General features: G+C 64.8%; 19 protein-coding genes. 3 read left to right on the top strand and 16 right to left on the bottom strand.

Features of this window, described 5'->3' with window-relative positions; translation table 11 throughout:
• Positions 1-35: 35 nt before the first annotated feature.
• From malQ to KQ693_RS06935, 5 genes are all read right to left on the bottom strand, one after another.
• A complete protein-coding gene (malQ, locus tag KQ693_RS06955) occupies positions 36-1538 on the bottom strand; it encodes a 4-alpha-glucanotransferase (RefSeq protein ID WP_267260718.1) in 1503 nt (500 codons plus the stop codon).
• Positions 1539-1629: 91 nt separating this feature from the next.
• Positions 1630-2502: a 3-hydroxybutyryl-CoA dehydrogenase gene (locus KQ693_RS06950; RefSeq protein ID WP_267260717.1), complete on the bottom strand. Its 873-nt coding sequence runs from the start codon at positions 2500-2502 to the stop codon at positions 1630-1632.
• A gap of 16 nt (positions 2503-2518) precedes the next feature.
• Positions 2519-3379, bottom strand: coding sequence for a DMT family transporter (locus tag KQ693_RS06945; RefSeq protein ID WP_219759904.1), 861 nt, complete (start codon positions 3377-3379; stop codon positions 2519-2521).
• Positions 3369-4589, bottom strand: a complete 1221-nt coding sequence (locus tag KQ693_RS06940) for a M16 family metallopeptidase (RefSeq protein WP_267260716.1) — start codon at positions 4587-4589, stop codon at positions 3369-3371. Before KQ693_RS06940 ends, KQ693_RS06945 begins: the two co-directional genes overlap by 11 nt.
• Complete coding sequence (locus KQ693_RS06935; RefSeq protein WP_219759902.1) at positions 4579-5793, bottom strand: M16 family metallopeptidase; 1215 nt, start codon at positions 5791-5793, stop codon at positions 4579-4581. Before KQ693_RS06935 ends, KQ693_RS06940 begins: the two co-directional genes overlap by 11 nt.
• Before the next feature lie 15 nt (positions 5794-5808).
• On the opposite strand from KQ693_RS06935, the gene recG reads away from it, so the two are divergent.
• Entirely contained in the window at positions 5809-8136 is a 2328-nt protein-coding gene (gene recG / locus KQ693_RS06930; protein WP_267260715.1) for an ATP-dependent DNA helicase RecG, read from the top strand.
• 63 nt (positions 8137-8199) lie between these two features.
• Positions 8200-8946 carry a hypothetical protein gene (locus tag KQ693_RS06925; protein ID WP_219759900.1) on the top strand — a complete coding sequence of 249 codons (747 nt, stop codon included), beginning with the start codon at positions 8200-8202 and terminating at the stop codon, positions 8944-8946.
• On the opposite strand, the gene KQ693_RS06920 is transcribed toward KQ693_RS06925, so the two are convergent.
• From KQ693_RS06920 to KQ693_RS06890, 7 genes are all read right to left on the bottom strand, one after another.
• Complete coding sequence (locus tag KQ693_RS06920; RefSeq protein WP_267260714.1) at positions 8930-9919, bottom strand: pectin acetylesterase-family hydrolase; 990 nt, start codon at positions 9917-9919, stop codon at positions 8930-8932. The two genes, KQ693_RS06925 and KQ693_RS06920, sit on opposite strands and share 17 nt — an antisense overlap.
• 88 nt (positions 9920-10007) lie before the next feature.
• Positions 10008-10385: a CBS domain-containing protein gene (locus tag KQ693_RS06915; RefSeq protein ID WP_267260713.1), complete on the bottom strand. Its 378-nt coding sequence runs from the start codon at positions 10383-10385 to the stop codon at positions 10008-10010.
• A 131-nt stretch (positions 10386-10516) separates the two neighbouring features.
• Complete coding sequence (locus KQ693_RS06910) at positions 10517-13450, bottom strand: AAA family ATPase (RefSeq protein ID WP_267260712.1); 2934 nt, start codon at positions 13448-13450, stop codon at positions 10517-10519.
• Positions 13425-14549 carry a metallophosphoesterase family protein gene (locus KQ693_RS06905; protein ID WP_267260711.1) on the bottom strand — a complete coding sequence of 375 codons (1125 nt, stop codon included), beginning with the start codon at positions 14547-14549 and terminating at the stop codon, positions 13425-13427. Before KQ693_RS06905 ends, KQ693_RS06910 begins: the two co-directional genes overlap by 26 nt.
• A 33-nt stretch (positions 14550-14582) precedes the next feature.
• The gene (locus KQ693_RS06900; protein ID WP_267260710.1) at positions 14583-15602 is read right to left on the bottom strand and encodes a YibE/F family protein; all 1020 of its coding nucleotides are present in this window, start codon (positions 15600-15602) and stop codon (positions 14583-14585) included.
• Positions 15603-15661: 59 nt separating this feature from the next.
• The gene (locus KQ693_RS06895; RefSeq protein ID WP_267260709.1) at positions 15662-17488 is read right to left on the bottom strand and encodes a S8 family peptidase; all 1827 of its coding nucleotides are present in this window, start codon (positions 17486-17488) and stop codon (positions 15662-15664) included.
• 401 nt (positions 17489-17889) lie between these two features.
• A complete protein-coding gene (locus tag KQ693_RS06890; protein ID WP_267260708.1) occupies positions 17890-18393 on the bottom strand; it encodes a hypothetical protein in 504 nt (167 codons plus the stop codon).
• A 254-nt stretch (positions 18394-18647) separates the two neighbouring features.
• Between KQ693_RS06890 and KQ693_RS06885 the strand changes: the two genes are divergently transcribed.
• Positions 18648-19016, top strand: coding sequence for a zinc uptake transcriptional regulator (locus KQ693_RS06885; RefSeq protein WP_219759893.1), 369 nt, complete (start codon positions 18648-18650; stop codon positions 19014-19016).
• On the opposite strand, the gene KQ693_RS06880 is transcribed toward KQ693_RS06885, so the two are convergent.
• The 4 genes from KQ693_RS06880 to KQ693_RS06865 are packed head-to-tail and all read right to left on the bottom strand — an operon-like array spanning position 19013 to position 22128.
• Positions 19013-19411, bottom strand: a complete 399-nt coding sequence (locus KQ693_RS06880) for a DUF4258 domain-containing protein (protein WP_219759892.1) — start codon at positions 19409-19411, stop codon at positions 19013-19015. The two genes, KQ693_RS06885 and KQ693_RS06880, sit on opposite strands and share 4 nt — an antisense overlap.
• A gap of 58 nt (positions 19412-19469) precedes the next feature.
• Positions 19470-20084 (bottom strand): ComF family protein, encoded by a 615-nt coding sequence (locus KQ693_RS06875; RefSeq protein ID WP_267260707.1) that lies wholly within the window; start codon positions 20082-20084, stop codon positions 19470-19472.
• Positions 20065-21057 (bottom strand): S-methyl-5-thioribose-1-phosphate isomerase, encoded by a 993-nt coding sequence (gene mtnA / locus KQ693_RS06870; RefSeq protein WP_267260706.1) that lies wholly within the window; start codon positions 21055-21057, stop codon positions 20065-20067. The genes KQ693_RS06875 and mtnA overlap by 20 nt, the downstream gene beginning before the upstream one ends.
• A gap of 9 nt (positions 21058-21066) precedes the next feature.
• Positions 21067-22128 (bottom strand): PQQ-dependent sugar dehydrogenase, encoded by a 1062-nt coding sequence (locus KQ693_RS06865; protein ID WP_267260705.1) that lies wholly within the window; start codon positions 22126-22128, stop codon positions 21067-21069.
• Between the last annotated feature and the right edge of the window lie 70 nt (positions 22129-22198).

Below are 22198 nucleotides of genomic sequence, written 5' to 3'. Positions count from 1 at the left end.
GGCTCCCACCCTGGCTTGGCCAGGGTGGAGTGTTTTCATACCCTGCCCGTGGCCTCGGCCATCCAGCGAAGCCGTTCCCCGTGCTCGGCAAGGAGCTGGCCGGGCCTAAGCCGCCAAGCCCAGTTGCCCGAGGGGCGCCCGGGGTAGTTCATCCGGGCCTCGCTTCCCAACGCCAACACATCCTGCACGGGGTAGACGGCCAGCCTTGCCACCGACTTCATCCCCAGGTGCATGAGGGCCCAGGGGATCTCCTCTTCCCCATGGAACCCAATCCCCCACTCCGCCAGGTAGCGCCCAAGGAAAGCCCTCTCGTGGGGGGTAGCGGTGCGGTACCAGCCCAGGGTGGTGTCGTTGTCGTGGGTGCCGGTGTAGACCACCACCCGGCCGTGGGAGGGGTAGTTGTGGGGCAAGAAGGGGTTTTCCATCCCCCCGTCAAAGGCGAACTGCAGGACCTTCATCCCCGGAAGGCCAAACCGGTCCCTTAGGGCCTCCACCTCGGGAGTGATCACCCCCAGGTCCTCCGCTAGGATGGGCACCCGGCCAAAGGTTTCCTGAATCTTCTCAAAGAGCTTCTCCCCCGGGGCCTTCACCCAGCGTCCCTCCACCGCCGTGGGGCAGGAGGCAGGGATCTCCCAGTAGGCTTCAAAGCCCCGGAAGTGGTCGATGCGCACCAGGTGGAAAAGCTCCAAGGCCTTCCTTAGGCGCTCAATCCAGAAGCAGAAGTCTTCCCTTTCCAGCACCTCCCAGCGGTACAGGGGATTCCCCCAGCGCTGGCCCGTTTCCGAAAAGTAATCCGGCGGCACCCCCGCCACCACCGTGGGCCTTCCCTCCTCATCCAGGTGGAACCATTCGGGGTGGGCCCAGACCTCTGCGGAGTCCTCGGCCACGAAGATGGGCATGTCGCCGATCAAGGAGAGGCCTAAAGCCTCCGCCTCCTCCCTCAAGGCCTCCCACTGCCGGAAGAAAAGCCACTGGGTCCAGGCGTGGAACGCCACCTCTTGGGAGAGGGCCGACGACGCTTCCCTTAAAGCCCTTTCCTCCCTCAGGCATAGGGGCATGGGCCAGCGGTTCCAGGGAAGGCCCCCGTGGTGGGCTTTCAAGGCCATGAAGAGGGCGTAGTCATCCAACCAGTTCCTTTCCCGGTCCCAAAAGGCCTGGAAGGCCTCCTTTTCCTCACGGCAAGCCCGCTCCTGGAAACCCCGGAAGGCTTCCCTAAGCGCCGGCCACTTCCAGGCGTAGAGCCAGCCGTAATCCACCCGGCCCTCGGGAAAACCGGGGTCCTCGAGGCGGAGATACCCCGCCTCCGCCAGAGGGCGGAGGTCGATGAGGTAGGGGTTCCCGGCGAAGGCACTGAAGGACTGGTAGGGGGAGTCTCCGTATCCTGTGGGCCCTAAGGGCAGGACCTGCCAGTAGCGGGCCCCAAACTCCCCCAGGAATCGGAGGAAGGCGAAAGCCTCCCTGCCCAGAACACCAACCCCATAGGGTCCGGGAAGGCTGGTGGGGTGGAGAAGCAGGCCGTAGGCGCGCGGAAGCTCCATGGGCCCAGTTTACCCTAGGTTTGGAAACCCTTCCAGAGGCTGACAGGGCCTAAGGGGTTTGGGTCCACCAGGGAATCGGGCAAGCCCAAGCCTAGCCCACCTTGTTCCCCTTCTCGTCGTAGGTGTAAAACCCTCGGCCCGTCTTGCGGCCCAGAAGCCCCGCCTGCACCATGCGGCGGAGAAGGGGGGAAGGCCGGTACTTGTCGTCGCCAAAGCCCCGGTGCAGCACCTCCATGATGGCCAAGCAGGTGTCCAGGCCGATAAGGTCAGCCAGCTCCAGGGGACCCATAGGATGGTTCATTCCCAGGCGCATGACCCCGTCGATGGCCTCCTTGGTAGCCACCCCTTCCCTTAGGGCCTCGATAGCCTCGTTGATCATGGGCATGAGGAGGCGGTTGGAGACGAAGCCGGGGTAGTCCTGGACCTCGAGGGGGGTTTTCCCCATCCGCCTCGCCACCTCCACCACCACATCCCGGGTTTCCTCGGAGGTAAGCTCCCCCCGGATTACCTCCACCAGCTGCATGACGGGCACGGGGTTGAAGAAGTGCATGCCGATGAAGCGCTCGGGCCTGCCCGAGTAGCGGGCCAAGGCGGTGATGGGAATGGAAGAGGTGTTGCTGGCCAGAATCGCCTCGGGCTTCACCAGGCTTCCCAGGCGCTCAAAGAGGAGGCGTTTTTCACCCTCGTCCTCCACGATGGTCTCTACGATGAGGTCCGCCTCCGCCAGGTCCCCCAGGACCACGGTGGTGCGGATCCGCCCCAGGGTGGCCTCGAGGTCCTGCGGGGCAATCCGGCCCTTCTCCACAAACCTGCCTAGGGAACGCTGGATGGCCTTCAGACCCCTTTCCAGGAAGCTTTCGGCCACGTCCACCAGCACCACCTCAAAACCCGCCTGGGCCGCCACCTGGGCGATCCCGCTTCCCATCTGCCCTGCGCCCACCACGCCGATTTTCTTCACCTCCATACCGGCACCTCGGGGGCTATTTTACGCCCTTAAGGTTCACCAAAAGGACGCCCGCCAGGGCCAGGGTCCCGCCCCCCAGGGATAAGGGGGAGGGCACCTCACCCAGCCAAAGGTAGGCGATCAGGATGGCCAGGACCGGGGAAAGGTACAAAAAGCTAGACAAACGGGAGGCCAGGGTGCGGGAAAGGGCGTAGGTCCAGGTGAGGTAGGCCAAAGCACCAGGGAAAATCCCCAAATAGACGGTGCTGAGAAGGGCCGGGCGAGGGGCGGCGAGAAGGGCCTCCCCCAGGCCGGGAAGGAAGACGAGAAGGGGAACCGTACCTAGCACCATGGTGTAGACCGTCATCTCCCGGCTGCTGTAACGGGCAAAAAGAGGCTTCTGCCAGACGAAGTACAAGGAGGTGGAAAGGGCGGAAAGCAGGATCAAAAAAGCCCCCGGGCTCAAAGACACCCCACCCCCCTCGCCAAAGGCGATGAACAAGGAACCCATGAAGGCCAGGGCAAATCCCAGAAGCCCCAGGGGCTTAAGCCGTTCCCCCAGGAGGAAATAGGAGAGAAGTGCGGTAAACACCGGCCCTGTGGCGATGAGGAGGCTCGCCGCCCCGGCGCTCACCGTAAGCTCCCCGTAGACCAAGGCGGTATGGTACACGGTGATGCCCAAGAACCCCAGGAGGAAAAGCCGGGGAAGGTCCTCCCTCCTGGGGGGACGGAGGCCCTGAAACCGGGCATAGAGGAGGAGAAGGGCGCTGGCCACCAAAAAGCGCAGGAGGACCAGGTGGCCTGGACTCAGGCCCTGCAACCCCGCACGGATGCCCGCGAAGGCGCTGGCCCAGAAGAGGATGGTGAGGAAGGCGGCTGTCAGGGCCTTAGGTTCCATAAGGACCCACCAGATAGTAGAGGCCCTGGTGCAAAAAACCCCTCTCCAAAAGGGCGTTCACCTCCCTAGCCCCCACTTTGCTCACCCGCTCCTTGACCGCGGAAAGGGAAAGGTAGCGCCCCGTGTAAAGGTATTCCATCCCCAGGTGGAACAGCCTCCCCATGGGGGTTTCCCCCGCAAACACCAACGCCGTGGCCAGGGGCGTCTTGGCCCTCTCCACCTCCTCCTCCCGCACGCCCTCGCGGGCGACCCGGCCAAGCTCCTCTTGAAGAACGGCCAGCACCGCCTCCTTGTTCGTCGGGTCCGCCTGCACGTAGGCGTGGAAGAAGCCTGCCCGGTCCGCCTCCTCGTGGCCAAAGGAGGCCGCCTCGGCGAGGCCCGTATCCACCAGGGCGAAGTGGAGCCGCCCCGAGCCCTCCTCCCCCAGAAGATGGGCCAGCACCTGGGCGGCAAAGCGTTCCTCCTCCTGGTAGCCCACCCCGGGGAAAAGGCCCACCAAATAGAGGGCCCGGGCCTTCTCGTAGGGGTGCTCCTCCACCCCCTGGGCAGGGCTCAAGGGCGGGTAGGCCCTCCCCGCCTCCCCCAAAGGCCAATCCTCCGTAAGCCTTTCCGCCTCAGCCACCAGGGCCTCAAAGTCCACCTTTCCCGTGGCGGCCAGGACCATGTTCCCCGGAAGGTAGCGCCTTGCGTGGTACTGGGCCATCTGGTCCCGGGTGAGGGCCGTGATGCTTTCCACCGTCCCCAGCACGCTATTCCCCAAGGGGTGGCCGGCGAAAAACCGGGCCCGGGCCCAGTCGTAGGCCATGAAACCGGGGCGGTCCTGGTAGCGGGCGATCTCCTCCAGGATCACCTTCTTCTCGGTGTCAAAGTCCTCCTGGCGCAAAGCGGGGCGCATGAGCCTGGAAAAGAGTTCCAGAAGGGGAAAGGCGAACTCCGGCAACACGGCCCCGTAGAAGACCGTGGCCTCCTCGGAGGTGAAAGCGTTGTACTGGGCCCCCAGGCGGTCAAAGGCCAGGTTCACCGAAAGGGCGTCCATCCCCTCGGGGCCCTTGAAGACCATGTGCTCCAGGAAATGGCTTACCCCGCTCTCCCCGGGGGCCTCGTCCCGGGCCCCGGTCCTTACGAAATACCCCAAGGCCACGCTGCGGGCCCCAGGAACCACCTCAGCGATGACCCTCAGGCCATTCCTTAGTTCCGCTTCACGAAACATCGTCCACCTCGCCCAAAAGCCCCACCCAGGGGTTGCGGTAGGGGTGCGCCCGCAAGAAGGCGTTTACCGCCTCGAGGCCCGTCCCCTCTATGGCCCCCTCGATCTCGGAAAGGGGCCGGATCCGCCCCAGCATGTAGAGGTCCCGGGCCATGGAACCCGCCCGGCTACGGATGGATTCATCCGCCATCACCAAGGCGGTTTTCAAGCCCACCCTGGCCCGGGAAAGCTCCTCCTCCGTGACGCCTTCCGCCAGGCGCTCCATCTCGGCCAGCATGACCCTTAGGGTTTCCCTGGCCCGCTCCTTGGTGGTGCCCCCGTAGGCCATGAGGAGGCCCTGGCCCTTAACCCCGGCGGGGAAGGCGCTCACCGCATAGACCAGGCCCCTTTTCTCCCGCACCTCGGTGAAAAGGCGGCTGCTCATGCCTCCCGAAAGCACCTCCAAGGCCAGCCTGGCCGCGTAGAACCGGGGGTCCTCCGGCCCCACATCGGGGTAGGCCAGGCCGATCTGCACCTGGGCCGTGGGTCGCCTGAGGGTAAAGGAATGGGGCTCCGAAAGAAGGGGGGTTGGGTAGGAGGCCTCCTCCCCCTCCCAGGCCAAAAGGGGTTCCACCGCTCCAAGAAGCCTCTCCCAGGAAACCCCTCCCGCCACCGCCAGGATGGCCCCCTTAGGGGTGTAGCGGTGTCGATAGTCCTCCCGCACCGCCTCAGGGGTAGCCCGCTTCAAGCTGGCCTCCTCCCCCAAGGGGTCCCGGCCGTGGGGGGAGAGGAAGACCCGTTTCCGGAGCTCGGAAAAAAGCTTCCTGGCGGGCTGGTCCTCCTGGGAAAGAAGGGCCTGCAGGGCCACGCTTCTCACCGCTTCAAAGCCCTCCTCGGGAAGCCGGGGTTTCAGGAGAAGAAGGGCATAGAGCCGGAAAACCTCCTCCAGCACCTCCGGCAAAAAGGCGGCGGCAAAGAGGGTGTACTCCAGCCCCGCCCCGCTTTGCCGCCTAACCCCCAAGGCGTCCAGGGCCTGGGCCAGGCCCCGGGCGTCCAGCTCCCCAGCCCCCTTCCACAGCCAGCCCTCTATGAGGGTACTGGCCCCCAAAAGCCCCTCGGGCTCGTTCACCGCCCCGGCGGGCACCAGAAGCTGGAAGGCCACCCCGGGGTAGTCCCGCTCCTCGAGGGCCAGAACAAGCCCATTCGGTAGTCGCTCCACGCGGCTCACAGGCCTAAGGGTATCATGGAGGGCGTGAGGGAAGGGGAACTTCGGGAAAGGCTCCTCAGGCCCATCCTGCGGGAGCTAAAGGATGGAGCCAGGGACCAGGTGGTGGTGGGGGGCCTGGAAAACCTCATCCAGAACCTGGCCAAACCCTTCCCCAGGCTCCAGAGCCTCTTCCAAGGGTATGGAGAAAAGACCCCGGGGGAACGAAAGGAGATCCTGATGGAGGCCATCCGCTTCCTTAAAGACGGCCTGACGGCCCCTCCCCCCAGGGCACAGGCGGCCTCCATCCCTTCCCCATCCCGCCGCCTTACCCCCCAGGACCCCGCCCACCTCCTGGCTCCCCCGCAAAGCCGGAGGAAGCTTACGGAGCTTTCCCTCCACACGGTGCGGGACCTCCTCCACTACTATCCCCGCCGCTACGAGGACCGCAGGACCCTCCCCGGGGTGCGCTTCCTGGAGGACGGGCAGAAGGCCACCCTCTCCGTGAAGGTCCTGAGCAAGGAGCTGGTGAAAACCCCCAAGAAGGGAATGCAGCTGGTGCAGGTGCGGGTCCAGGACGCCTGGGGCTTCCGCATCACCCTGGTCTGGTTCAACCAGACCTGGGTCCTTTCCCAGATCCAGGAGGGGGAGACCCTCATCGTCACGGGAAGGGTACAGAGGCGAAACGGGGTGCAGCTTTACGTGGAGCACTTCGAGAACGAGGGCACCGAGTCCCTCTCCACGGGCCGGATCGTGCCCATCTACCCTGCTAAGGAGGGCATCGGACAAGCCTTTTTGCGCCGTACCGTCCACCGGGCCCTGGAGACGGCCCTCCCCCTCCCCGACCCCCTGGGGCCTTACCGGGAGGAGCACCGCCTTCTTCCCTACTCCGAGGCCCTTCGCCAGATCCACTTCCCCGAGGACGAGGAGGCTCTGAGGAAGGCCCTTCTCCGCCTTAAGTTTGACGAGTACGTGCTCTTGGAGCTAAAAGCCCTCCTGGACGCCGGGGGGCTGGTCCTGGGCCGAAGCTTTAAGGTGGAGGAAACCTGGACGGAAACCTTCAAGAAAACCCTTCCCTTCCCCCTGACCCGGGCCCAGGAAAGGGTTATGGCGGAAATCGCCCAGGACATGCAAAGCCCCAGGCAGATGGCCCGCCTCCTCCAGGGGGACGTGGGCTCGGGTAAAACCGTGGTGGCCGCCTACGCCCTCTACCTCGCCGCCCTGAACGGGGCCCAGGGAGCCCTTATGGCCCCCACGGAGATCCTGGCCAAGCAGCACTACCAGAACCTCACCCGCTACCTCTTCCCCCTAGGGGTGCGGGTGGAGCTCCTTCTGGGCTCCATGACCCCCAAGGAGCGGGAGGGGGCTATCGAGAGGCTTCTTTCCGGGGAGGCCCAGGTGGCGGTGGGCACCCACGCCCTCATCCAGGAGGGGGTAAGGTTCAAGGACCTGGGCCTGGCGGTGGTGGACGAGGAGCACCGCTTCGGCGTGTTGCAGCGGCGGGCCCTCCTGAAGCTGGCCAAGGTCCCCCCCGATGTGCTGGTGATGTCCGCCACCCCTATCCCCCGCTCCCTGGCCCTGACCCTTTACGGGGACCTCGAGGTCAGCATCCTGGACGAGATGCCCCCGGGGAGGAAGCTCGTTAAGACCAAGGTCCTCCCCCACCGCCTCCGCCTCCAGGCCTACGCCTTCGCCCGGGAGGAGGTGAGAAAGGGGCACCAGGTCTTCGTGGTGGCCCCGGCCATCGAGGAATCCGAGGAGCTGGACCTGAAGGCGGCCACCGCCCTCTACGAGGAGCTAAAGGGCCTTCTCCCCGAGGTGCGCATGGCCCTTCTCCACGGCAGGATGCCCGCACGGGAGAAGGATAGCGTCATGGAGGCCTTCCGAAAGGGGGAGTTCGACCTCCTGGTATCCACCACCGTGGTGGAGGTGGGGGTGGATATCCCCAGGGCCAGCCTCATCATCGTGGAAAACGCCGAGCGCTTCGGCCTGGCCCAGCTCCACCAGCTTAGGGGCCGGGTGGGGCGAGGAGGGCTTGAAGGCTACGCCATCCTCATCGCTGGGGAAGCCAGCCAGAAAACCTTAAAGCGCCTTAAGGTCCTGGAGGAATCGGGGGACGGCTTCTACATCGCCGAGATGGACCTGAAGCTAAGGGGCCCCGGGGAACTCAGGGGCACCCGGCAGTCCGGTTACCCGGAGCTGAAGCTCGGGGACCTCTCCCAGGACACCGAGGTCATCGAGCAAGCCCGGGCCCTGGCCAAGCGCATCCTGGAGATGGACCCCGACCTTTCCCTGCCCCAGCACCAGGCCCTTAAGGAGGAGCTCCGGGCCCAGGCGGAGCGCATCGGCTTCCGGGAGGTCATTTAAAGGGATGCCTGAGGAAGGGAACGGACTTTTGGGGACGGCCCAGGGGAGGTGGGAAGCACCGGGATGAGGGCCCTGCCCCATCCCCATATCCCCGCCTTCGCCTCCGAAGGAGGGGTTCTGCGGGCTGAAGGCCTCCGAAGCTACCTTCTCGAGCTGCGGGAGGCCTACACTGCCTACGCCCCGGTACCCCCCGTGACCCTTTACGTGCTCTCCGAAGGGGACTGGCGGGCCCTGGTGCCCTACCCCTACGGCCTGGCCTTCCAGCGAAGCGAGGGGGGAAGGCTTTCCCTCTTTGCTCCCCTCACCTACCCCGAAAGGCTCCTCCACCGTTTCCGGGAGGTCCTGCTTCCCCTAGGGCCTCCTCCCATGGAAATCCCCTCCTTCTTGGACCTGAACCTGGGCCACGAGTACGCCCACGCCCTGCAGGTGGCCTGGCGCCTGAGGACAGGGGCAAGGTGGCTGGACGAGTTCTTCGCCAACTACCTTTTCCTCCTGGGCCTGGCTAAGGCCAGGCCGGACCTGGCGGAGTCCCTCCTGGCCTTTAGCCGCTACCTGAGCCGCCTGGAACCGGAGAGGCGAAGCCTTTCCGCCTACGAGAGGAGGCGGGGGGACTTGAAAAGCGCCCTCTGGTTCCAGGCCCAGTTCACGCTGAAGTCCCGGGAAATCCTGGAAAGGAAGGGGGACGGCCTTCTCCTGGCCTTCCTCGAGGCCGCCCCCCTGGACCGGAAAAAGGGGCACGCGATCCTGCTGGAGCAGGACCCGGAGCTTAAGGCATGGTTCGCCGCCTTCGGCCTCAGGGGCGCACCCTAGGCGCCGCCTTCCCCTCCGCCAGGGCCCTAAGCCACTCCAGGAAGGAAACCTCCCCCACCTTCAAGGTGTAGAGCTCCGGCCGGGGCAGGATGCAGTGCTGGCCACCCGGGGCCAGGTAGAAGGTGTAGTTTTCCGCCTGGGCCGGGGCCAGGACTGCCCTCATGGCGCCTTCCGCCCACTCCCGGGCCGTGGCCTCGGAGGGAGTCCGCTCCCCCTTCATGAGCCCGTAGAAGAAGATCTGGGTGCCGTCCAGGAGGGTGGTGTACTGGGCGATTTGGGCCTTGGGGAAGGCCTTGGCCAGGGCCAGGTAGATCTCGGCCACCTGGGGATTCGGGGGCAAGCCGGGAAGCTCCGGCAGGCGCGGGTTCCACACGCCAAACCCGGGGAAGTCCGGGGTACGCACCCCCACCCCAGCGTCCCCGCAGACGGCCACCCGGGCGTTTTTGTAGGTGGAAAGCACCTTATCCGCCCAGAACACCGCCCCGTAGGCCCCGGCGGAGCAGCCAGTCACGAAGACCCTTTCCGGGTCCGGGTGGTTGCGGAAGACGTACCCCAAGGCCGCCAGGGCGTTCCTGGCCCCCTGGTGGTGGACCTTGAAGCCCCCGTAGTCCACCGTGGCCCGGCCCACGTGGAGATCCCCCGTGCAGTAGGGCACGAAGACATGGGTCCAGCCGTAGAAGGGGTTGGCCACGCTCAGGCGGTTGTAGATGCCCTGGGCCAGAAGAAGCTCCTGCACATCCACCCGCTTGCGGTAGGTCTGGCTTTGCGGGCCGCAGGTGGCGGCGTTCCAGCAGGCCCCACCCCCCTGGAAGTCGATGACCACCCTTCTGGGATCCCCCGGGCTCACGTAGAACCGGTAGGGGGAACCATCGGAGCATACGCCACCCGGAACCTCCACTGCCTTCCAAACGGCCTCGAGGCCCTGGGCCAAGGCCAAACCCAGGAGCAAAAGCAGGGCGAGGAACCGCCGCATTGTTCACCTCCGCCCGCAGTGTATAAGGAGTCTTGAACCAAGTCAAGAAAGGGCAGCCTTCCCGGCTGCCCCAAGGGCCAAACCTACTCTAGAACACCGCCTTGCGCAGGATATCCGTCACGGAAACGATGCCGATCACCTCGCCCTGGATCACGGGAGCCCGGCGGATGCCGGTGTTGGCGAAGAGCCGGGCCACGTACTCCACACCCAGGTCGGGGTTTACCGTGATCACCGGCTTGGTCATGATCTCGTGCACCTGCACCGTGACGGGGTCCTTTCCGTAGGCGATCACCTTGTACACGATGTCGGTTTCCGTGAGGATGCCGTAGGCATCCTCCTCGCTCCTACGGTCCACGATGAGGGCCCGGAGGCCAGTTTCCTTCATGAGGTTGATGGCCTCCTTCACCGTGGCCGAACCTTGGATCTTCACCACCTCGGTGGACATGATGTCCCTGGCCTTTTTCATGGCCCACCTCCACGCCCGGTTGGACGGGGCTTTAAGGGATCCGGGCACTTCGCACAATACCCCCTTGGGTATCTTCTTGACTAGGGACAAAAGACCCTTTCCGCTTATTTACCCAATTCCATTCATAAGCCCTAAGCCCACTCCACCCGGCTCCCGGAGGGATGTTTGCGCACCACGAGCTTGGCGGGAAGCCTTTCCGCCAGGGCCTCCACGTGGGTGACGATGCCCACCAGCCGCCCCCGGGTGGGAAGCGCCTCCAACACCCCCGCCACCACCTCCAGGGTTTCCGGGTCCAGGGTACCGAAGCCCTCGTCCAAAAACAAAGCCCCAAGCCGCCCCCGGGAAAGCTCCTCGGAGAGGGCCAGGGCTAAGGAGAGGCTTGCCAGGAAGCTTTCCCCCCCGGAAAGGGTCTTAACCGGGCGCACCGCCTCGGTCCAGAGGTCCAGGACCTGGTACTCGTCCTCCTTGGAGCGCAGGCGGTAACGCCCGGCAGAAAGGGTGGCCATGAGTTCATCCGCCCGCTCCACCAGGTTCCTCTGCCTAAGGCCCAGGAGGTAGGCGGGAAAGTTATTCTGCTGGAGGTCAAACGCCAGCTTCTCCCAGAGGTCCATCTCCCGCACCACCTCCGCCAGGCGGGCCAAAAGCTCCTGGCGGCGCTGTAGCCTTTCCCCCATCTCCTTAAGCCGCTCCTCCAAAACGGCCTTTTCTCCCATCCTGGCCTCGAGGCTTCCCTGCATCTCAGAAAGCCTTTCCTCTTCCCGCCGCAAGCGGGCCTCCACCTCCGCCAAAGGGGGAAGGGAACCGGGGAAGCGAGCCCTGGCCTCCCGCTCCACCTCCTCCAGGAGGGCTTCCACCTGGGCAAGCTCCTCCCGGTGGGCCCGGATCCTCTCCGCCAGGGCCTCCCGCTCCTTGGGGGGAAGGTAAAGGGCCCTGGCCTCCTCCTCGGGCATCAGGCCCACCACCCGGCCCTTGGCCTCCTCGAGGGCCTTTCGCTGCTCCTCCTCCTGGGCCAAAAGCCCCGCCAGTGTCCGGGAGGCTTCCTCCCAGGCCCGGGCGAGATCGCGGTCCAGTTTTTCCTTTTTCTCCAGCTCCTCCACCCTCCGGGAAAGGGTCCCGATGTACTCCGGCACCGACCTGCCCCCCGTCCTCTCCCAAAGCAGGCGGTAAAGCCCGGCCGCCAAGGCCTCCTTCTCCTGGCGCAGAGAGGCCAGGGCTTCCCGGGTCTTTCCCCAGGCCATTTCCGCCTCCCCCTCCAGGCGGGAAAACCCCTGGCGCAAACGCTCCTTCTCCTGGGATAGCCGCTTCACCTCCTCCTCGAGGGCCCGGGCCTCCCCCTGTTTTTCCCGGTACCTTTCCCTAAGCTCCTGAAGCCTCACCTGCGCTTCCTGCAGCTTCCCTTCCAGTTCCTTGGGATCCCCGGGGATGGGCTCCACGCCCAGGGTTTCCAGGGCCTCCCGCTTGGCCCTTTCCTCCTCCGCCACGGCCCCAAGCCGGGTCAGGAGCTCCCGTAAGGCCTTCTCCCCCACCTCCCGCCTTTTCCTGAGGTCAGAAGCCCCGGGCCCCTCCACTAGAGGGGGCAGGTGGTGAACCACGCCGCCGCACAGGGGGCAGGGCTCCCCCGGCTGCAAAAGATCGCGGTAGGCGAGAAGCCCCAGGCGCCTTTCCTCCTTGGCCAGCTGGGCAAGCTCCGCCTCCAGGCGCTTTTTTTCCTCCTCCAAAAACTCCCGCCTCCTCCTTAGCTCCTCCAGCTCCTGCCGAAGCCGGTGGGCTTCCGCACCCTTAAGAGCCTTCTCCAGGGCCTCCAACTGGGCCCGGGCCTGCCCTCCCTCCTCCACCAAGGCCTTCAGGGCCTCCTTGGCCCGGTTCAGGGCTTCTTCCTTCTCCCTTAGCCGCCCTTGCTCCTCCACCAGGCGGGATAGCTCCCGTTCCCTTTCCGCCAAAAGGGCTTCCTCCTGGAGGAGGGATTCCAGGGCCTCCGCGTAGGCCTCGGGAGCCAGGCCCAGCCTGGGAGCGGGGTGCTCCCTCACCCCCACCCGCCGCCAAAGGGCCTCGAGGGCCCTTAGCCCCTCCGCCTGCAGAAGAGCCCTTTGCGCCTCCTTTAGGGCCTCGGGGTCAAAGGCCAGGGTCCGGCGGTCCCCTTCCAGCTGGAAAAGCCGGGCGCGCACCCTTTGGAGCTCCTGCGCTGTGGCCGCCAGGGCTTCCTCCTTCCTTCTCAAGTCCTGCCACAAAGGCAGGGCCGCCTCCGCCTCCAATGCCTTCTTGAGCCTTTCCTCCACCTCCGCCATGCGGGAAGCCTCGGCCTTGAGGCGGCCCAGGCGGCCTTCCAGCTCCCCTTTGCGAAGGAGAAGCGCCTGAAGGCCTTTGAGCTCCAAAACCTCCCCCTCCAGGCGCCTTTTCTCGCTCTGAAGGCGGGCGATCTCCCGGGTTAGGTCCCCCAGGGCCCTTTCCAAGTCCTCCTTGGCCTCGAGGCTCACCCCAAGAAGCCCCGCAAGTTCCCCCTCCAGCCGGCCCTTCTCCTCCGTCAGGGCAGCCTTGCGGGAAGCCGCCTTTTCCCTGGCCCTCTCCAGCCGGGTAAGCTCAAAGAGATCCAGGAGAATCCTGCGCCTCTCCTTGGCCTCCCCCTTAAGGAAGCGGTCAAACTCCCCCTGGGGAAGGAGGAGGGCCCGGGTAAAGGCCTCGTAGGTGAGGCCCAAAAGCTCCTCCAAGGCCCGGTTCAAGGCGTCCAGGGTCTCCAAGGGTAGAAGCCGCTCCCCCACCGGACCCAGCTCGAAGAGCCGCCCCTCGCTCCGCTTTCCCCGCACCCGCTCCACCCTGTAGACCCTTCCCCCCACCTGGAAGGTGAGGCGGACCCGGGCCTCGCTGGCACCCGGGTGGACCAGGCTCCCCACGTTCCGCCCCACCCGGGGCACCACCCCATAGAGGGCAAAGGCCATGGCGTCCAGGAGGGTGCTCTTCCCGCTCCCCGTGGGCCCGGTGATGGCGAAAAGCTCCACATCGGAGAAGTCCACCCCCTGCCGCTCCCGGTAGGGGCCAAACCCCTCAAGCTCCAGGCGCAAGGGCCTCAAGCTCCACCTCCTTGAGCACCTGGTTAAACCGCTCCAGAAGCCCTCCCTCCTCCCGCCCCCGTTCCTTCAGATAGCGGTCGTAGGCCTCCACCAAACCCAGCTCCGGGGCCAAGGTCCCATTCCCCCCATCCTCAGACCCCCCCGCGGTCTCCACCGCCAGGAGATGGGGAAGCCCTTGAAAAAGCCTCTCCTTCACCGTCGGGGAAAGCCGGCCCTCCACCACCACCCTGAGGTACCCGGGAAAGTGCTCCAGCTCGGGAAGCCTGCCGTCCAGCTCCTCGGGCTTCAGGCGGAGGGTTTTAAGGGGCTTCCCCCAGCGCTCCCTTATGGGGTGGACCCGGACGGGCCCCCTGTCGGGCACCTCCACCAGCAAAGCCCCCCGCTCCGCCTCCTCCCCTTCGCCGAAGTCCAGCTGGATAAGGCTTCCCGCATACCAGGCCAGGGGGGCCTCGGAAACCTGTTGCTGGCGGTGGATGTGGCCCAAAGCCACGTAGCGGGCTCCCAGGGGCAGGGTGGAAGGGGGAACAGCGTAGCTTCCCGTGAGGTGGAAGACGAACTCCCCCGCCCCCGGGCGAACCCCCTCCAGGGCAAAGTGCCCCAGCATAAGGGGGCTTTCCAGGTTGGCGAGGATCCGCCGCATGGCCTCCGCATAGGTGCGGTGGCGCTCCTCGGCCTCCTGCAGGACCTTTTTCACCAGGATGCGCTCGGATACAAAGGGGAGAAGGGCCGCCCTGAGCCCTCCCACCTCCACCACCCCTCCTTCCTCCCGGAAAAGGGGCCTTCCCCGCACCGCTGCCCCCGCCAGGGCGAAGAGGGGGGCAAGGGCCTCGAGGCGCTCCTTGGGATCGTGGTTGCCGGCGATGACCAAGGCGGGAACCCCAAGCTCCCTAAGGCGCAGGAAAAACTCCACCGCCATGGCCTCGGCCTCGGCGGAAACCTGGGGGCGGTCAAAGAGATCCCCGGAAACCACCACCAGGTCCACCCCCTCCTTGGCCACCATCTCCAGAAGGGTTTTCAACACCTCCCCGATCTCGGGGGTGCGGTCCACGCCCTTTAATACCTTGCCCAGATGCCAGTCCGCGGTGTGCAATAGGCGCACGGCTCCCATTATGCCAGCCATTGGCTTCCCACCCTAATGGGCATGGCTATGGTCCTCAGGAGGCCCACCCCTTCCCCCCTGGAAGAACCAGGCCGCCATCAGGGTGGTGAGGGGCACCGCCAGAAGAAGCCCCAAGGAACCCAGCACCATGGAGGCGATCTCTGCGGCGAAGGGCTCGGTGTTCAGGAGGAAGCGCAAGGGGGTGGGATCCCGGGTGAGGAGAAGAAAAAGGGGCAAGGAGCCTGCGGCGTAGGCCAAGACCAGGGTGTTCACCAGGCTGCCGATGTGGTCGTACCCCACCTCCATCCCCCTTCGGTAGAGCTCTCCAAGGCCAAAGCGGGGGTTGGCGTGGGCCAGAGCCTGGACCACCGCCGCCTGGGTCACGCTCACGTCGGTCAAGGCCCCCAGGGTGCCCACCACCACCCCCGCCAGGAAGAGGGAGAGGAGGTCCACGCCTCCCCACTGCCTGAGGAGCAGGGCTTCCTCCGAGGCCAAGCCCGTAAACCCCATGCTTCGGGTGAAGAAGAGGGCCAGGAACAACACGAAGACCACCGAGGCCAGGGTGCCCAAAAGGGCGGCGGTGGTCTTGCGGTTCACCCCGTGGACCAGGTAGACGGTGAGAAGAAGCACCCCCACGCTTCCCAAAAAGGCGTAGAGAAGGGGATTCCCACCCGCCGCCACCTTGGGAACCACGAGGTAGACCACCACCAAAAGGCTCAGGAAGGTGCCTAGAAGCCCCCTAACCCCCTTCCCCCGGCCCAGGAGAGCAGCCAGGAAGGCGAAAAGGCCCAAAAGGCCAAAAAGCCAGGGGATGCGGTCGGGCTCGGTCACGTAGGTTTTACCGCCCTCCTGGTAGAGGACCACCCGCTGGCCCACCCGGTACCCGCCCCCGTCCACGGGCAGAAGGGCTTCCAGCCTCCCGCCCTCCACCTCCACCAGGGCCACGCCCCGTTGGGCCTCGAGGGCCAGGATCCTTCCCACCAGGTACCCTCCATCCCCTTTAGCCGAGGCAGGGGGCAACAGGGCAAGAAAAAGGAGAAACCAAAAGCGCATGGGCCTACTCTAACAAGAAAGCCCCGCCCGGCTGAGGCGGGGCCCACCGCTTAAAGCTCCTAAGGCCGACGCCACACCTTCTGGACCCAATCCCTAACCCTGGCCCGGTCCGAAGAGGTCCCAAAGCTGGAAACCATAAGCTCCAGGGCGAAATCCACCCCCCCTTTCGGAGGGATCACCCGGTAATCTCCCCGGTTATCCATGTACACCCCCAGGTAATCGCCTTCGTCCACGTCCTGGTTGCCATTGGCATCCTTCCACCCCACCACCACGTACTTTCCACCCTCCAAGTTGGGTATGGAGTAAGGGGCGCTGTTCCCATCCCGATCTATGCGCACGTACTTACTGCGGTCAGGATCTATATCCTCCTCGTCCGGGGTGAGGTACAGGGCAAACACATAGGCGCCGCGCACCGTGGGCCTGGAAGGCGGCGGGGCAGTGGAAACCGTCAGACCCAGGGTGGCCTCCTTCATCAAGCTTCCGCTCACTCCCCGGACCCTTAGCGAGTACGTACCCGGGGAAACCGTGCCCGCCACCGTGAGGGTTAGGGTGCTGGAGGAAGAGGTGGGATTGGGTACAAAGGCACCGCTAACCCCCGGAGGATTTCCCTCGAGGCTAAGGTTCACCGAGCCGTTAAACCCACCGGACCCAAGGATGTTTACCGTCACCTGCCCGCTTTGGCCGGGAGCCAGGGTCAAGGAGGCGGGGGAAAGCTGGATCTGGAAGTCAGGGCCAGGTCCTGGCCCACCTCCACCGCCTGCCACCATCTGCAACGCCCTATAGGCATCCACCAGACCCGCCCCGCAATCGCTTCCGCTAAGGTTTACCTCCACCCGGTCATGAGGCCATCCCGTGCAGGCCTGATCATTCAAAGGCCTAGCCGTTTGCTTTAAGATGGAAAGCACCTCACCAAGCCCCAGGTTGGGATTCCTGGCCTTCATCAAGGCCACGAGTCCCGCCACATGGGGGGAAGCCATGGAAGTGCCCTGCATGAAGTCCAAGGAGGGCTGGTCGGAATACTCGTCCCAAACCGTACTCAAGACGCCATCCGGAAGTTGATCGCCATTCTGGTCAACAGTGGTATCCCCACCGGGAGCCATGACGTCTATCCGGGGACCGTAGTTGGAGTAGTAAGCCCTATACCCACGGTACTCCGTGGCCCCCACCGTGATCACCCCAGCGCAGCTAGCGGGAGAAAAATTTCTAGCATCCTGCTGGTCGTTTCCCGCGGCCACCACGATGATGGGCTTCTGCGGTTGCTGATTGGCTCGGTCAATGACCTCCTGCACCAAGTCCGGGCACGGGACCGGACCTCCCAGGGACATATTCACCACTTGGGCGGGATTCGGGTTGCGAGGTACACCCGGCACATCCAGACCTACAGCCCAGAGCAACCCCTCGTAGATGTCAGCCAAGGAGCCGCCCCCAGCACCCAGGGCCCGCACGGGCAGGATCTTGGCCCCCCAGCTCACTCCTGCCACCCCAACCCCATCGTTGGTGCTGGCAGCAATGGTGCCCGAAACATGGGAGCCATGGTAGCTCGACCCGGTACCCAAAGGTTCCTCGGGATCCGGATCGCGTCCGTCCCCATCGCCGGACCTTTGCGGATCGGAAACGAAGTCGTAGCCCGAAAGCAATACCGGAGCGAGATCCGGATGCTGCTTCTTAATGCCGGAGTCGATAACCGCCACCACCACCTGGCGGCTACGTCCGTCCTCTATATCCCAGGCCTGAGGCAGGTTGATGGCGGGGTAGTGCCATTGGTAAGGGTAAAACGGGTCATTGGGCGTCTTTAGCACGTCCAAAACATAGTTCGGGTGCGCCTTCTCGACCTCAGGGACGCCCTCCAAGGTCTGGCTGAGGGCCTCGAGGTCCAGCGCCTCCAATCCAAGAGGAGCGATACCCTCAACTCGGTAGAGACCCCACCCGGGCAAGGCCAAGGGCCGAACAAACCCTAACACCTTGCCACCCACCTCCATGCGGCTTGGCAAGGCCTTCCCAGGGAGTGCCTTTACCAACACCTCCCCAGGTACCCAACGTGCCTCCCTCCTTGGCTGCGTGGGTTGCCCACTTGTAAGCGAAGTCCCTGCAAAACCGAATCCCTCCTGAAGGCTAGATGTTATACTCCTACCCAGAGAAACAGTCCCGGAAATCTCCCCTCCCCCACCTCCTTGGTTCTGGCAAGCCCACAATGAGAGAGCCAGGAGGAAGAAAAACGCTACTTTTTTCATCCTTGCCTCCCTGGATTGGGGGGTAGAAGCTTCTACCCCCCAATCCCCTCATCCACCTACGGGTAGACCCGCAAGCCTACCCCAAGGTTCACACCAAAAACAGCCTGGCCGGCAAACAGAAGGGTTGGTTTGGCCACGATCACCGCAGAGGCATTCTTGTTCAGGAAGTATTCCACTCCTCCAGAAGCCCCAAGACCAAACAAGGTTTGTCCGCCACCAAAGAAGACCCGGAAACCAAAGCCCGCCAAGGGTGCAACTCCCGCCTTGCCAAAGTGGAAGAGACCATCCAGACCCAGATTGAACGCTGCACCCCCACCCATCACGATTATTCCAAGATTCCCACCCACTCCAAACGGTCCTGCCAAATCCCGGACCCCACCGGAGAATTGGACATTCATGCCGAAAGCCGTCTGGTTAGCAAAGAAGAAGCCGAGATTCGCCCCAGTTCCTCCAGCAGGAAGCACTAAGTCGGTAACGCCTGTTTCCACGTAAAACCGTTGGGCCTGCCCCATGCCCAAAACCAAGGTCAACACCATCACCAACAAGACCTTACCCTTCATGACCACCCTCCTTCACCTTTCGCTAAGCCAATGGCGTTTGGTCACCACACCCCTAGTACCTTCTGCCTACCCTTTGGTCATCCCAACACCCTGCCTCTAGAACACCTCACTCCCCGGTCCCACCTCCTTCCTGAGACCAGGGTAGTAAGAACCCCCTTACAAACTTCTTAAACCCTTCAGCCGGATCCCTGTAACCCTGTATAACCCCTCTGGGTGTCGATGAAAACTTCTTCTCAACTTGCTATCCTAAGGCCATGGAGCGCTCCACCCGGCAACGGCGGGCCATCCGGGAAGCCTTTCTGGAAGCCGGCCGTCCCCTTTCCCCCCAGGAGGTCCTGGAGCTGGCCAGGAAGAAGGTGCCCTCCTTGGGCCTCGCCACCGTATACCGCACCCTGAAGGGTCTGGTGGAGGAGGGATTCCTCACCCCGGTGGCCCTTCCCGGTGAACCCTCCCGCTACGAACCCGCGGGAAGGGAGCACCACCACCACTTTCTCTGCCGCCTTTGCGGAAGGGTGTATGAGCTTTTGGGTTGCGATCTGGCCCTGGAAGGCCACCTGCCCCCGGGCTTCCTGGCCGAGGGGCACGAGGTCATGGTCTACGGCCGTTGCCCGGAGTGCGCCTAGTCCCATGCGGGGTAGGCCTCCTTCGGCCGGTTCCAGCGCACCTCCTCCAAAGCCCCATCGAAGCGCAGGATGGCCGCCAGCCGGGCCCGGGAGTACACCCGGTAGGGCTCCTTGGGGATGAAGGCGGTCACGATGTCCACGTGCCGCGGGGTGGCGTACTCCAGCACCACGTGCAGGGGAAGCTTCAACCGGGGAGGAAAGACCATGTAGCCCAGGACCAGCATCCGCTGGTCCTCAGGGTAGATGGCCAGTTCCCTGCCCCATTCTAAGGCCCTTAGCACGTCCAGCTCGGTGAAGCCCTCCTGAAGCATGTGCTTGGCCACATGGGGCCCCAGGCGGTAGCGGCCTTCCCGGAGGTGGGGGAGAAGGTCTTCCAAGCGGCGGAGCTTTTTCACAGGAACCCACCCCCTCTATCCTCCCAGTCTAGGGTCCCCGCGGGAAAAAGTGTGGGCTTTAGCGGTGAGGACCCAGGGCCCCAGGGTCCCGCACCGCTAAAAAGGCCCCGTAGACCCGGTTTGCCCCTGCCTTAAGGAGGGCTTCCTTGGCCCTTAAGAAGGTGGCCCCGCTGGTGAGCACATCGTCCACGAGAAGCCAGCTTCCCCCTACCCGAAGCACGGGAACAAAAAGGTCCTCGGGCAGGTACCGACGGGCCCGGCCCCGGGTGGGTTGGCTTGGGGTGTAGCGCACCCGCCGCAAAACCCTGAGGTAGGGAAGCCCAAGGTGGGCCGCCAGGATCCGTCCCAGGAGCTCAGGGGGATTGTAGCCCCTAACAACCAACCGGGGAAGCAGGGTGGGGACGGCGGTAACCCCGGAAAGCCTCCAGCCCCGGGCCAAGACCGCCTCCGCCAAGGGTTCGGCCAGGAGAGGGGCAAGGCCGAACCGTCTGCCGTACTTCAAGGCCCGTACCATCCCTCCCACCCGCCCGTAAAGGCCCAGGTAAACCATCTCCCCCGCAGCAAAGGCCCGCAGACCCTGACGGCAGGTGGAGCAAAGAAGGGGTGCATCCAACTTCCCACCACACCCCGGGCAGGCATGGCCCAATAGGCCCTCAAGAAATCCCCAAAGCATCCCGTAAGGCTTCGTCAAAGGGTGGATAGAGGATCCCCTTCTCCGTGATGATGCCTGTAAGGTAGCGGTGGGGGGTAATGTCAAAGGCAGGATGGTAGGCAGCTACCCCCAAGGGGGCAAGGCGCACCCCCCTTAGCTCCAAGACCTCCTCGGGGGAGCGTTCCTCTATGGGGATCCCCTGCCCACTTTCCAGGCTTGGGTCCACGGAGGAAAGGGGCAGGGCGGCATAGAAGGGAATCCCGTGGTGGTGGGCGAGAACCGCCAGGGTATAGGTGCCGATCTTGTTGGCAAAGTCCCCGTTCAGGGCCATGCGGTCCACTCCCACGATGACCGCATCCACCCGGCCCTGGGCCATGAGGAAGCCCGCCATGTTGTCCGCGATCAAGGTGGCGGGAACTCCAGCCTTCTTTAGCTCATAGGCGGTGAGCCTGGCCCCTTGTAGGTAGGGCCGGGTTTCATCCACCCAGACATGGGAAACCCGCCCCTGGCGGTGAGCCTCCACGATGGCCCCCAGGGCGGTGCCGTACCCCCCCGTGGCCAGGGGGCCGGTGTTGCAGTGGGTGAGGACCTGGCCCCTTAGCACCTTGGCCCCATGCAGGCTTATGGCCCTTTCCGTTTCCTCCACCTCCCGCCAGATGGCCTGGGCCTCCTTAAGGCTTCCCGCCAGGTTCCCCCAGTGCGGGCGCATGCGATCCAGGGCGTAGAAGAGGTTCACCGCCGTGGGCCGGCTCTGCCTTAGAAGGCGGTCTGCCCCCTCCAGGTCCTCCCCCCTCAGGTGGGCCAGCACCATGCCATAGGCGGCGGAAACCCCGATGGCCGGGGCCCCCCGCACCACCATGGCCCGGATGGCTTCCGCCATCTCCTTGGCGGTGCGCACGGGAACCCAAATCTCCTCGAGGGGAAGCTTCCTCTGGTCCAGAAGCCAGAAGACCCTTTCCTTCTCATCAAAGCGAAAGGGCAGGATCCTTTCCACCCCTAAAGCCTAACGCAGCCTTAACACCTTGTCGTCGTTGGGGCGCACCTGGCCCCGGCCATCGCGGTTGGAGGTGGTGACGTAAAGGGCTCCATCGGGACCGACCTGCACCTCCCTTAGGCGGCCAAAACCCGAAAGGGCCGTTTCCACCCGCGCCACCCGCCAGTTGCCCTTGTCCCCTTCCAGTACCAGCCGCAAAAGGGCCTGCCCCCTGAGGCCCGCCACGTACAGGTCCCCCCTCCAGAAGGCCAGGTTCCCGGGAGGGAAACCCTCAGGCCAGAAGTGAAGGGGGTTGCGGTAGCGGGGGTCGTTCCCCCATCCCACCACCCGGGGCCAGCCGTAGTTGCCCCCCGCCACGATCACATTCACCTCGTCGTGGCCGAAGCCCTGTTCCCCGCTGGGCCCGTGCTCGCTGGCAAAAAGCTCCCCGGTCCTCGGGTGCCAGGCCAGGCCCTGGGGGTTACGGTGGCCATAGCTATAGATCTCGGGCCTGGCTCCGGAACGGTTCAGGAAGGGGTTCCCCGGTGCCGGCTTGCCTTCCGGGGTGATCCTGAGAACCTTACCCCCCAAGGAGGACAGGTCCTGGGCCAGCTCCCGCTCGTACACCTCCCCTGTGGTCACGTAGAGCATCCCATCGGGACCGAAGGCGAGCCGCCCCCCGGAGTGCAGGCCGTGGGAGCGGGCGGGAATGCCGTCCAGAACCACCCGGTCCAGCACGCCCCTATTCCCTTGGTGCCTCAGGCGCACCACCTGGTTCCTGAGGCCTCCTTCCTCCACCGTGCGGTAGGCGTAGAGGTAGGGCTCCCGGGGAAACTGGGGATGGAGGGCGAGGCCAAGGAGCCCCGACTCCCCCCGGTGGTAAACGGGAAGCTCCGCGTAGAGCGACGCCCTTCCCCCCTGCACCCACTGGATCCGCCCCGGCCGTTCGGAAACCAGGAAGCTCCCGTCAGGTAAAAAGGCCAAGGCCCAGGGCACCTCGAGGCCTCCCACCACCTCCTCCACCCGAATTCCTTGCGCCCGAACCAAGGAAAGCCCCAAAAGGCCCAGGAGCACCCGCCTGCGGGAAACCATGCCCACCCCCTTGAGGGTGAGCCTAGCACACGGATCCAGCGCCCAAGGTGGGCTCCCCCACACCCTAGAG

Source organism: Thermus brevis, from assembly GCF_026427635.1.
GTDB lineage: Bacteria > Deinococcota > Deinococci > Deinococcales > Thermaceae > Thermus > Thermus antranikianii.
Note: the sequence above shows the minus strand (reverse complement) of the source record. Positions and strands in the feature narration are given on the sequence as shown.

Coding starts and splice junctions, on each gene's coding strand:
- malQ (WP_267260718.1), bottom strand. CDS start 1,538: ATGGAGCTTCCGCGCGCCTACGGCCTGCTTCTCCACCCCACCAGCCTT.
- KQ693_RS06950 (WP_267260717.1), bottom strand. CDS start 2,502: ATGGAGGTGAAGAAAATCGGCGTGGTGGGCGCAGGGCAGATGGGAAGC.
- KQ693_RS06945 (WP_219759904.1), bottom strand. CDS start 3,379: ATGGAACCTAAGGCCCTGACAGCCGCCTTCCTCACCATCCTCTTCTGG.
- KQ693_RS06940 (WP_267260716.1), bottom strand. CDS start 4,589: ATGTTTCGTGAAGCGGAACTAAGGAATGGCCTGAGGGTCATCGCTGAG.
- recG (WP_267260715.1), top strand. CDS start 5,809: ATGGAGGGCGTGAGGGAAGGGGAACTTCGGGAAAGGCTCCTCAGGCCC.
- KQ693_RS06925 (WP_219759900.1), top strand. CDS start 8,200: ATGAGGGCCCTGCCCCATCCCCATATCCCCGCCTTCGCCTCCGAAGGA.
- KQ693_RS06920 (WP_267260714.1), bottom strand. CDS start 9,919: ATGCGGCGGTTCCTCGCCCTGCTTTTGCTCCTGGGTTTGGCCTTGGCC.
- KQ693_RS06915 (WP_267260713.1), bottom strand. CDS start 10,385: ATGAAAAAGGCCAGGGACATCATGTCCACCGAGGTGGTGAAGATCCAA.
- KQ693_RS06900 (WP_267260710.1), bottom strand. CDS start 15,602: ATGCGCTTTTGGTTTCTCCTTTTTCTTGCCCTGTTGCCCCCTGCCTCG.
- KQ693_RS06890 (WP_267260708.1), bottom strand. CDS start 18,393: ATGAAGGGTAAGGTCTTGTTGGTGATGGTGTTGACCTTGGTTTTGGGC.
- KQ693_RS06885 (WP_219759893.1), top strand. CDS start 18,648: ATGGAGCGCTCCACCCGGCAACGGCGGGCCATCCGGGAAGCCTTTCTG.
- KQ693_RS06875 (WP_267260707.1), bottom strand. CDS start 20,084: ATGCTTTGGGGATTTCTTGAGGGCCTATTGGGCCATGCCTGCCCGGGG.
- KQ693_RS06865 (WP_267260705.1), bottom strand. CDS start 22,128: ATGGTTTCCCGCAGGCGGGTGCTCCTGGGCCTTTTGGGGCTTTCCTTG.